This is a genomic window from Empedobacter sp. UBA5528, from assembly GCF_002426075.1.
Taxonomy (GTDB): Bacteria; Bacteroidota; Bacteroidia; order Flavobacteriales; family Weeksellaceae; genus Empedobacter; species Empedobacter falsenii_B.
This window is the reverse complement of the sequence record NZ_DINY01000041.1, coordinates 104,753-115,472: the sequence shown is the minus strand read 5'-3', so window position 1 is coordinate 115,472 and position 10,720 is coordinate 104,753. Positions and strand designations below refer to the sequence as shown.

Here is a 10,720-nt window from a genome sequence, read left to right as displayed (position 1 = left end):
TAGAAAGTCTTTTAAATAAAATTCTAAACAAGGTCTCTTAGCTCAGTTGGTTCAGAGCACCTGCCTTACAAGCAGGGGGTCACTGGTTCGAATCCAGTAGGGACCACAACAAAACTCCTTTCAAGAAATTGAAAGGAGTTTTTTATATGTTATATACTTCCATTTTTTTATCAATTGAGATTAATGTTATATTTTTTGAAGTTCGAAATACGAAACTCAAAGTTCAGAAATATAAATCCTTGTCAAGGTTTGAAACCTTGACAAGGATATTTCTAAAACGTTTTTATCCTTCGACAAGAAAAGTGATATTATGAGTGATGAATTAATGACACCTCTGAAATAGTAATCCTAGTAAGGCTTTTTCTCATAAGTATTGAAAAATATATAATTTTTCTTATTTTTTCTATAAACATCAAATTCTTTTGAATTAGCTTCTTTCGAAATAGAATCGCCTACTCTTAATGTATCTTTATTAGTATCCCCTGTTGATATACAATATTTTTCATTATAGTAAAATAGAAGTGATTTATTTTCAAAACTTTTTACCTTAATAATTTTAGCATGAATTTCATTATTAATAAAATAAGAATTATTTTGATAAACACACCTGTATAAATATAATACGATAATAGTTATAAAAATTACAAATGGTAAATATTTTTTCAATTTCATAATCATTTGACTTTTTCTGAATTAATTATAAACTGATTCTTCAGTTCTTCATTAATATTAGGAATTACTTTATAAACATAGGAATTCTCAAATAATTCGAAAGGATTATATATTACAATTAAATCACAGATATTATCTTCTTTTATTACTACAAATATTTCCAAAAGATCATTTTGAATATTAATAGAATCTTTATTAATGATTGAAATTATATCGTCTAAAGAAATACTTTTACCTATAAAACTCTCATCATAAGAACAACTTTTGATATGATAAATCGTAACATATTTAGACAAATCATTTTTGTCACAACTTTCAGTTAAAAGATTAAACCAACTATTCATAAAAATCAATTCTTGTTCAAATAAATATAACAAAAAAATCCCTCAGTATTTGAACTGAGGGATTATCTTTTTAAAATCTTAATCTTATACCATTTTTGGTTGTAAAGGCTTTTTTACGGAAAAGGAACAAAGTAAGTCCTCCAATAAAAATAGCCGAATCTGCGATATTAAATACAGGCTGAAAGAACTTATAATGTTGTCCGCCTACAATTGGAATCCAAGAAGGCCAATCAAACTCCACAATTGGGAAATAAAGCATATCTACGACACAGCCCGTAAACCAACCAGAATAACCAGCAAAGTTTGCTTGTGCGATACCTTGATACCCTACCCAATCCTGAAACATTTCATTGTAAGTAGTTCCTTTATCGAAAATAACGCCATAAAAAATTCCATCAAGCACATTCCCTATTGCCCCTGCCAAAACAAGCGCAATCGGAATGATAAAGAAATTATTATTTAGTTTTTTCGACCATGCATTAATATAGTAGATAATCATTCCGATTAGAGCAATTCGTAAAAGTGATAAAACGATTTTACCAGTTTCTCCTCCGAAATGCATACCATATGCCATTCCTGGATTTTCTACAAATGCTATTTTAAACCAACCCAAAACATCTACATCTTCACCTAAAAAAAAGTGTGTTTTAACGTAAAATTTCGAGATTTGGTCAATGATTAAAACCAAAATGGTAATGAGTACTACTTTTTTCAAAACTCTGTATTAACGTTGCATATTTTTAGCTTCGATGCTTAATGTTGCATGCGGAACTAATTTCAAACGATCTTTGTTAATTAATTTTCCTGTTACACGGCATATACCGTATGTTTTGTTCGAAATACGTAACAATGCATTTTTCAAGTCGCGGATAAATTTATCTTGACGTGCTGCTAATTGTGCATTTTGTTCTTTCGACATGGTTTCAGAACCTTCCTCAAACGCTTTGAAAGTTGGTGACGTATCGTCCGTTCCATTGTTACTATCGTTTGTGTAAGCTTCTTTCAATAATTCATAATCTTTTATAGCCTGATCTAATTTCTCTTGAATTATTGCTCTAAACTCTTCCAACTCTGCATCAGAGTACCTTACTTTTTCATCTGTTGTTGCCATACGCTTACAGTTTTGTAATCGCAATTTGCGTCATCAATCCATTAATTTCAACCTCTGCTCCATTTGCAACTTGGTCTTGTAAAACAAGATCTTCAGCTAATGTTTCAGAACAAATGTAATCTTTGTTTTGCTCGACTGCATTTACGATTGATTCATCATTTTTTAAGTTAAGTATAATTTTGTCGGTTACTTCTAGTCCGGTTTCTTTACGTATATTTTGAATTCTATTTACCAATTCACGTGCAACACCTTCATTAATTAATACTTCAGTTAATTTTAAATCAAGTGCTACTGTCAATGTAGAATTAGAAGCAACAGTCCATCCTGGGATGTCTTTTGTAGCGATTTCAAAATCTTCTAAATCTAAAGTTAATGTTTTGTTGTCAATTAACAAATCTATTTTACCTGATTGCTCTAATTTAACAATTTCTTCATTCGTTAATTCTGCTGTAGCAGCCGAAATAGCTTTCATTTCTTTTCCATATTTCGGACCTAAAGTCTTGAAATTAGGTTTAATAGATTTCACTAAAAGACTTGATGCTTCTTCGTTTGTTAAAAGTTGAATTTCTTTAACGTTAACTTCTTGTTTCAATAATTCTGATACAGCTTCCAAATTAGCTTTCATCGTATCATTCAATACAGGAATCATTACTTTTTGTAATGGTTGACGTACTTTGTTATCACTCAATTTACGAAGTGATAAAATCATACTTGTCGCCGTTTGTGCTAAATGCGTTTGTTCTTCTAATTCGGTTTTAATCAATGATTCGTCTGCAACGGGGAAATCTGCTAAATGCACAGATTCTGCAGGATTTTTACCTGTAGCTGCATTCAAATCTTTGTACAAACGATCCATGAAGAATGGTGCAATTGGAGAACCTAAAATTGAAACCGTTTCTAAAACTTTGTACAATGTTTGGTAAGCTGCAATTTTATCTTTCGAATAATCACCTCTCCAGAAACGTCTTCTTGATAAACGTACGTGCCAGTTTGATAAATTATCTATCACAAATTCTTGAATAGCACGAGCCGCTTTTGTTGGTTCATAATCTGTTAAAAAGGCATCAACTTTTTTCGTTAATGTATTCAATTCAGAAATAATCCATTGATCTAATTCAGCTCTTTCATTTACAGGAATTTCTTCTTCTTCAAATGTAAATCCGTCCACATTCGCGTATAATGCGAAGAATGAATAGGTATTATATAATGTTCCGAAGAATTTACGACGAACTTCGTCCACTCCAGCAATATCAAATTTTAAGTTTTCCCAAGGTTGCGCATTCGCAATCATGTACCAACGTGTTGCATCAGGACCATAAGTTGCCAATGTATCGAATGGATCGACAGCATTCCCCAAACGTTTTGACATTTTTTGACCATTTTTGTCTAATACCAATCCGTTTGACATTACATTTTTATATGCTTTCGAATCAAAAACTAATGTTCCGATTGCGTGTAATGTATAGAACCAACCACGTGTTTGATCGACACCTTCTGCAATAAAATCAGCTGGATACATTGTTCCATTATCAATCAATTCTTTATTTTCGAATGGATAGTGAACTTGCGCATAAGGCATTGCTCCAGAATCAAACCAAACGTCAATCAAATCCGCTTCGCGTTTCATTGGTTTTCCTGATTCAGAAACTAATGTAATTTCATCTACTACATTTTTGTGTAAGTCGATTAAATCATAGTTTTCTTCTGTCATATTTCCAACTTCGAAATTTTGGAAAGGATTAGAAGTCATTACGCCTGTCGCAATTGATTTTTCAATTTCAGCAACTAATTCTTCTACGGAACCAATTACTGTAACTTCATCCCCTTCTTCAGTTCTCCATATTGGCAATGGAATTCCCCAATAACGAGAACGAGATAAATTCCAATCATTGGCATTTTCTAACCAGTTTCCGAAACGTCCTTCTCCAGTCGCTTTAGGCTTCCAATTGATTTCTTTATTCAATTCAACCATACGGTCTTTCACATCCGTTACCTTGATAAACCAAGAATCTAATGGATAATATAAAATAGGTTTGTCTGTTCTCCAACAATGTGGGTAACTGTGTTTATATTTCTCTACTTTGAAGGCTTTGTTTTGCTCTTTTAATAAAATCGCGATTTCTACATCAACCGATTTTTCAGGAGCAGTTCCATCATCGTAATATTCATTTTTCACATATTTACCTCCATAACCTTCTGGTAAATCAGCCACAAAACGACCTTGTAAATCTACTAAAGGAACAGCATTTCCATGCGTATCTAATACCAACATTGGTGGAACACCAGCTTCTTTTGCAACACGCGCATCATCCGCACCAAAAGTAGGCGCAGTATGTACGATACCTGTACCATCTTCTGTTGTTACGAAATCTCCAGGAATTACTTGGAAAGCATTCTCTGCATTTTCGTAAGGCAACGCCCAAGGTAATAGTTGCTCATAACGAGTTCCAACAAAATCAGCACCTTTGTATTCTCCTACAATTTTGTAAGGAATTGTCTTATTTCCTGCCGCATAAACTTTGAAATCTTCTTCTGTTTCTGCTAAGAAATATGGCTTACCGAATTGTTTAGAAACCAATGGTTTTCCTAAAATTACGCGAATTGGCTCGAATGTATATTGATTGAATGTTTCAACTACAACATAATCGATAGTTGGACCAACTGTTAACGCTGTATTTGATGGCAACGTCCAAGGTGTTGTTGTCCAAGCTAAGAAATACACATCTCCATCAAAATTATTAAATAAATCTGTTGAATCTTTCTTTACTTTAAATTGAGCAACAATCGTTGTATCTGTAACATCTTGATAAGTTCCTGGTTGATTTAACTCGTGTGAAGATAAACCTGTACCAGCTTTAGGAGAATATGGTTGAATTGTATAACCTTTGTACAACAAATCTTTGTTATAAATTTGCTTCAACAACCACCAAACAGACTCCATATATTTTGGTTTATACGTGATATATGGATCTTCCATATCCACCCAATAACCCATTTTTTCAGTCAAATCATTCCACAAATCTGTGTAACGCATTACTGTACGTTTACACGCTTCGTTATATTCTTCAATTGAAATTTTAGTTCCAATATCTTCTTTGGTAATTCCTAATTCTTTCTCAGTTCCCAATTCTACTGGTAAACCGTGCGTATCCCAACCCGCTTTACGGAAAACTTGTTTTCCTTTCAAGGTTTGGTAACGACAAAATATATCTTTGATAGAACGTGCTAAAACGTGGTGAATCCCTGGCTTTCCGTTTGCAGAAGGAGGACCTTCATAGAACACAAAAGATGGATTTCCATCACGCGTAGAAATACTTTTTTCGAAAACATTATTTTGTTTCCAATCTTCTAACGTTTCTTTTGAGACTTGTACCAAGTCTAAGTGCTTATATTCTCTAAACTTTTTTGCCATCGAATTCTTTCTTATTTCTTCTAAATCAAGGAGTGCGAATATAAGAAATTTTTACATATTTTTATTGTTATAGAAACGAAAATCATATTAATAATTGCTTAAATTTATCCCAATATTATAGATTTAACAATTCTTGAATAAAAATCAGATGATTTCAGATTTAATTCAGGATTAAACAAATAATTAACAACAATTTTTAAAGATATTTTTTCGATGAAAAAAGGCTTCAAATATTACTCAATTCTATTCATTATTTTGCTTTTTGCAGGCTGTTCCAAAAACGAAGATTATACGGTTTTGATTCCAACAGATGCAGATTTTGTTGCGTTGATAAATCCAAAATCAATTGCAGAAAAAGGTAATTTTCAGAAATTAGAACAATACAAAATTTATCAATTAGCCGAAGGCGAACTTAAAAATCAAGATCCAACTTTTGATCAATTATTAAATGATATTAAAAACAATCCGACTTCAGCAGGCATAGATATTATCAGCCCTATTTACATTTTTGGACAAAAAATTAATGGAAAAAATATGGTTGCGTTGATTACAAATATGCGTGACAAAGATCAATTTGAAAAACATTTATCAACCATTTACAAAGGTTTATACAAAAAAGATATTTCGTTTGAAAAGAAAGATGGTTTTACAACAATTTCTGGATTCAATAAACCATTTATGGTTTGGAATAAATCTCAATTTTTATTGATTGTTTCTGAATTTGGTGTTGAAGAAAAAGCGATTCAAGATTATTTCACGAAAATTATCAATGATAAACATTCACTTGCGAAAGAAAATAACAGCTTTGGAGATTTTGTTAAAAACTCTCAGGATATCAACATTTGGTACACTGGAAACTTTTTGAAAAACTTCTCTAAACTTGAAAGTTCTGAAAAGAAAAACCTTGATTTTACAAAAAGCTCTTGGGTTAATTTTATTTCATTTACTTCGGACGGAATTAGTTTTACACAGAAATTTCATCCAGATGCGATTACAAAAGTTGAATTGCAAGAACGTCCAATGTGGAAATCAAAAATAAATACTGATTTTTTTAAGTATTTTCCTGCGCAAAGCTACATGAATATTGGACTTGGTATTTATCCTGCAAACACACGTTATGTGTTCGAAAATCAAAATTTCTTGACTACTTTTTTAGAACAATATGAAATTGATTTGAACAAATTAGAACAAAGTTTTGAAGGCGAAGCTTTGTTTAGTGTTTATGATTTTGAGATCGGAAAAGCATTTAATCCAAATGATTTTTTTGGTAAGAAAGAAGCTTTTATCAAGCAAATTGTTTATCCGAAATTTGTTTTGGGAGGAAAAATGAAAAACGATCTTTTCTTCAACGAATTTATTAAAGCCAATCAAGAAAATATTCAGAAAATTGGACCTTATTATATGTTGCCACTTTCGACAAATATGAAGATTTATATGACGTACAAAAACAATTTGATGTACATCACAAATAATCAATCGATTATGAATCAATATTTGAACAAGATGGTAAGTTCTTCAAATTTTGTAACGTCAAAATATGCGACAAACGCTTCAAATCCGATGTTTGGTTATATGAATTTGAATTTTGATCAATATCCAAAAGAAGTTCAAAATTATATTTATCAACAAATTCCGTTCGGAAATACGAAAGAAATGCAAACGGTTTTATCTTATTTTGATCACATCGATTACCGCGTTTCGAATGAATACACAAAAACAGGAAAAATACATATGAAAAAGACGGATAAAAATAGTTTGGAAGTGATTTTCTTACTTTTGGACCAAGCTTATTCACTATTTTTCAATCAAGCTGCACAACAAAATGGAAATTAAAATCAGTCAACTTGTTCCGCATCCTTTGAAAGAATTTGGGTTCGAACAATCTGAAATTTGGAAAAATACATACACTTTTTCAAGCGGAAATATTTATCAAATCGTTGCACATTCTGGTGTTGGAAAATCGACGTTGATTAATATTTTGTACGGTGATAGAAAAGATTATGACGGAGAAGTTTTGTTTGATGGACAAAATATTAAGAATTATTCTTTGAATGATTGGACAAAAATTAGACGCGAAAAAATTGCGTATGTTTTTCAAGGTTTGCATTTGTTTGAAGAATTAACTTTGATGGAAAATATCCAATTAAAAAATGTATTAACACAACATCAATCCGAAAATCAAATTATTGAATGGATTGAAAAAGTTGGTTTAAAAAGTCATTTACATCAAAAAGCGATTCATCTTTCTTATGGTCAACGTCAACGAATTGCGGTGATTCGCGCACTTTGTCAACCATTTGATTTTCTACTTTTGGACGAACCTTTTAGCCATTTAGATGAAATGAATCAACAACTTTTGATTGATTTGGTTACCAAAGAAGCTGCAAAAAATAACGCTGGAATCATCTTTACAAGCTTACACGAAATTCACGATATACGCCTTGCAAATGTCATTCAACTCTAAAACTTTAATCGAAAAATTAGTTCGTAAAAACCTAAGTTTTTTACGAATTACAACCTTTTGTTTTTTCTCAATTATTGGATTTTTCATCTTGATTTTGGCTGGAACAATTTATTTGGATTATGCGAAAAATTTTGGAGAAGATAGTTCTGTTTGGAAAGCAAATTATGTGGTTTTGAATAAAAAAATATCGTCTTTACAAACGTTGACTGGAGAAAAACCAAGTTTTAGTGAAAATGAAATTAACGATTTGAAATCGCAAAATTTTGTTGAGAAAGTCGGAACATTCAAAAGCAGTCAATTCCCTGTAAAATTACAAGTTGGTGGAGTTACTGGAATTCGTGGTTTTTCGACTGATTTATTTTTTGAATCTGTTCCAGAAGATTTTATTGATGTCAAAGAATCGGATTGGAAATGGCAAGAAGGACAAGATTTTATTCCGATTATTATTCCGAAAAGTTATTTGAATTTGTACAATTTCGGTTTTGCAACAAGTCAAGGTTTACCACAAGTTTCGGAAGGATTATTTACTAAAATTCCTTTTCAATTGATTTTAGGAAAAGGCGAAAATCAGAAAGTATATCAAGCAAGAATTGTCGATTTCACGACTAAAATTAATACGATTTTAGTTCCTGAAAACTTTTTGGAATGGGCAAATCAAACGTATGCATCTCAAAAAAATACAGAACCTTCGCGAATTGTTGTTGAAACAAAATCTCAAGGTGATGAAAATGCTTCGACTTATTTTGAGCAACAAAATTATGATATCAACAAAGATGAATTGAAAAATAATGAATTGACGTATTATCTAAAATTAGCTTTTTCGTTGGTTTTATTTATTGGTTTAATCATTGTTTTTGCAGCGATTTGGTTGATGATTATCAATTTTCAATTGATGATTGAAAAGAATAAACACAAAACGAAAGATTTATTTTTGATTGGATATAACATCAATCAATTGGCTCGTCCGTATCTGAAATTTTCGATTATTTTTATGTTGATCAGTTATCTTATTTCGATTCCATTGGTTTATTTCATCTTGAATATCATCAAAGAAAAAGTCGGAAAATTTATGGCAACAGAAACTTCGCATGTTTGGGAAGTGATCGGTTTTGGATTAATTATCGTGATCATTTTATTCATGATTAATAGAATAATTTTGACACATTCCATCAAAAAAATTGCGTTGAAAGATTAATGCTAAATTTTATAAAAACATAAAAAGGATTCTGAGTTTTTCAGAATCCTTTTTATTTAAACTTAAATATTCTCGATTAAAATGAATATCCAACTCCTAAAGAAAATGAATGGTTTTTAACATCAGCACCAATTGCTGTACCATTGTTTGTATTTTCTGTAAGTCTTGTTAACCCCATATAATATCTAGCACCAACATTGATATTGTCTGTTACATTGTATCCTAAACCGAAGTTAACACCAAAGTCAAAGTTTTTTACGTCATCTTTTACATCAAACTTTTGTTCTGTTGTGTAAACGGTATTATTCGCATATGTACTTGTAGATTGTTTATTGCTCGCATACATGTTAAATCCAAATTGTGGACCAGCCTCAATATTGAAACGAGATGCAGCAGGATAGTATTTGAACATGATTGGAACTTGAATATAATCTAAAGTCGTTTTGTTTTTACTTTTTACAGTTGTATTTCCTACTTCCATTACTTCGTCTTTGTACTTCCCTCCCATTCTTGTAAAATTTACCTCTGGTTGAACAGCAAAACGATCAGTAAGTGGAAAATGTCCATAAAGACCTGCGCTAAAACCTACTTTATAATCATTATCATTTACATCTTTTCCGTTAAAAGAAGACATATTTACACTTGATTTGACACCAAATTGTGATGATGTTGTTTTTTCTTGTGCGCTCAGACTAACAACTCCTAACATTGCAGCAGCAATAAAAAATAATTTTTTCATCTTTTTAAATTTTATAGTTCTAATTATGATGGTTTCATAATTTCAAGTCTTGTGCCAAATAATGTTAAAAAGTAGTACTACAAATATTAATTAACTCATATTAAATATATTAATCATTTAATTTTAACATTCATAAAAGCATTTTAATAAAAAAAAGCTACATCTTTCGATGTAGCTTTTATCAATTATACGTTATTTTCTATTTAGAATTTATAAGCGAAACCAACAGATACTGCATTATATTTCCAATCTACAGTGTTATTATTTTCTGGACCCGCAGAAATTCCTTTATACCCTGCATATAAATCCCATGTTGAAGCAGAATAGCCAATTTTAGGCTGCCAAAATAAACCTCCTTCATAACCGTCAGTTGTAGCGAAAGCATAACCTAAATCAGCACCTACAAATAAATTATTACTAAATTCATATTTAGCTGTTGCTGCTAATGGAATAAATCCAACATCATCTTTTTCAGCTACAACTACATTATTAATTTTATACTCTTTTCCAATAAAATGATCATAACCTACTTTAGCACCTAATTTAAAGTTATTTGCAATAGGATATAAATAAGCTAAATCTACTCCGATATTAAATGAAGATACATCTGCTGTCTCTCCTACTGGAATACCTACGTGAACTGTACCTTCAACACCTGTTGTTTGTGCTGAAACTCCTACCATACCTGCTACTGCGAAAGCAGCTGTTAATAATACTTTTTTCATTTTTATAATGTTTTAAAATATTTACAATTTTGTTAAACTTATTTGTATAATTTCAATT

Annotated in this window: 10 protein-coding genes and 1 tRNA gene; 4 read left to right on the top strand and 7 right to left on the bottom strand. The window is 31.0% G+C overall.

What is annotated here, in order from left to right:
* Positions 1-31: 31 nt before the first annotated feature.
* A tRNA-Val gene (locus tag B4L98_RS09615) sits at positions 32-106 on the top strand.
* Positions 107-348: 242 nt separating this feature from the next.
* On the opposite strand, the gene B4L98_RS09610 is transcribed toward B4L98_RS09615, so the two are convergent.
* The 5 genes from B4L98_RS09610 to ileS form a co-directional block, all read right to left on the bottom strand.
* Positions 349-672, bottom strand: coding sequence for a hypothetical protein (locus B4L98_RS09610; RefSeq protein ID WP_291078128.1), 324 nt, complete (start codon positions 670-672; stop codon positions 349-351).
* A 2-nt stretch (positions 673-674) separates the two neighbouring features.
* A complete protein-coding gene (locus B4L98_RS09605; RefSeq protein ID WP_291078126.1) occupies positions 675-1,016 on the bottom strand; it encodes a hypothetical protein in 342 nt (113 codons plus the stop codon).
* A 70-nt stretch (positions 1,017-1,086) separates the two neighbouring features.
* A complete protein-coding gene (locus B4L98_RS09600; protein WP_291078124.1) occupies positions 1,087-1,731 on the bottom strand; it encodes a lipoprotein signal peptidase in 645 nt (214 codons plus the stop codon).
* Positions 1,732-1,740: 9 nt separating this feature from the next.
* A complete protein-coding gene (locus B4L98_RS09595; protein ID WP_115001530.1) occupies positions 1,741-2,127 on the bottom strand; it encodes a TraR/DksA family transcriptional regulator in 387 nt (128 codons plus the stop codon).
* A gap of 4 nt (positions 2,128-2,131) precedes the next feature.
* Positions 2,132-5,539, bottom strand: coding sequence for an isoleucine--tRNA ligase (gene ileS / locus B4L98_RS09590; protein WP_291078121.1), 3,408 nt, complete (start codon positions 5,537-5,539; stop codon positions 2,132-2,134).
* Positions 5,540-5,752: 213 nt separating this feature from the next.
* Between ileS and B4L98_RS09585 the strand changes: the two genes are divergently transcribed.
* Genes B4L98_RS09585 through B4L98_RS09575 form a run of 3 tightly spaced genes read left to right on the top strand, consistent with a single transcriptional unit; the run spans position 5,753 to position 9,198 of the window.
* On the top strand, positions 5,753-7,372 hold the full coding sequence (locus B4L98_RS09585) for a DUF4836 family protein (RefSeq protein ID WP_291078119.1): 1,620 nt from the start codon (positions 5,753-5,755) through the stop codon (positions 7,370-7,372).
* Entirely contained in the window at positions 7,362-8,003 is a 642-nt protein-coding gene (locus tag B4L98_RS09580) for an ATP-binding cassette domain-containing protein (RefSeq protein WP_291064164.1), read from the top strand. The genes B4L98_RS09585 and B4L98_RS09580 overlap by 11 nt, the downstream gene beginning before the upstream one ends.
* On the top strand, positions 7,987-9,198 hold the full coding sequence (locus tag B4L98_RS09575) for an FtsX-like permease family protein (RefSeq protein ID WP_291078118.1): 1,212 nt from the start codon (positions 7,987-7,989) through the stop codon (positions 9,196-9,198). The genes B4L98_RS09580 and B4L98_RS09575 overlap by 17 nt, the downstream gene beginning before the upstream one ends.
* 76 nt (positions 9,199-9,274) lie before the next feature.
* Here B4L98_RS09575 and B4L98_RS09570 read toward each other — a convergent pair whose 3' ends face one another.
* On the bottom strand, positions 9,275-9,937 hold the full coding sequence (locus tag B4L98_RS09570; protein ID WP_291078116.1) for a porin family protein: 663 nt from the start codon (positions 9,935-9,937) through the stop codon (positions 9,275-9,277).
* 203 nt (positions 9,938-10,140) lie between these two features.
* On the bottom strand, positions 10,141-10,662 hold the full coding sequence (locus B4L98_RS09565; protein WP_280045272.1) for an outer membrane beta-barrel protein: 522 nt from the start codon (positions 10,660-10,662) through the stop codon (positions 10,141-10,143).
* Positions 10,663-10,720 lie beyond the last annotated feature (58 nt).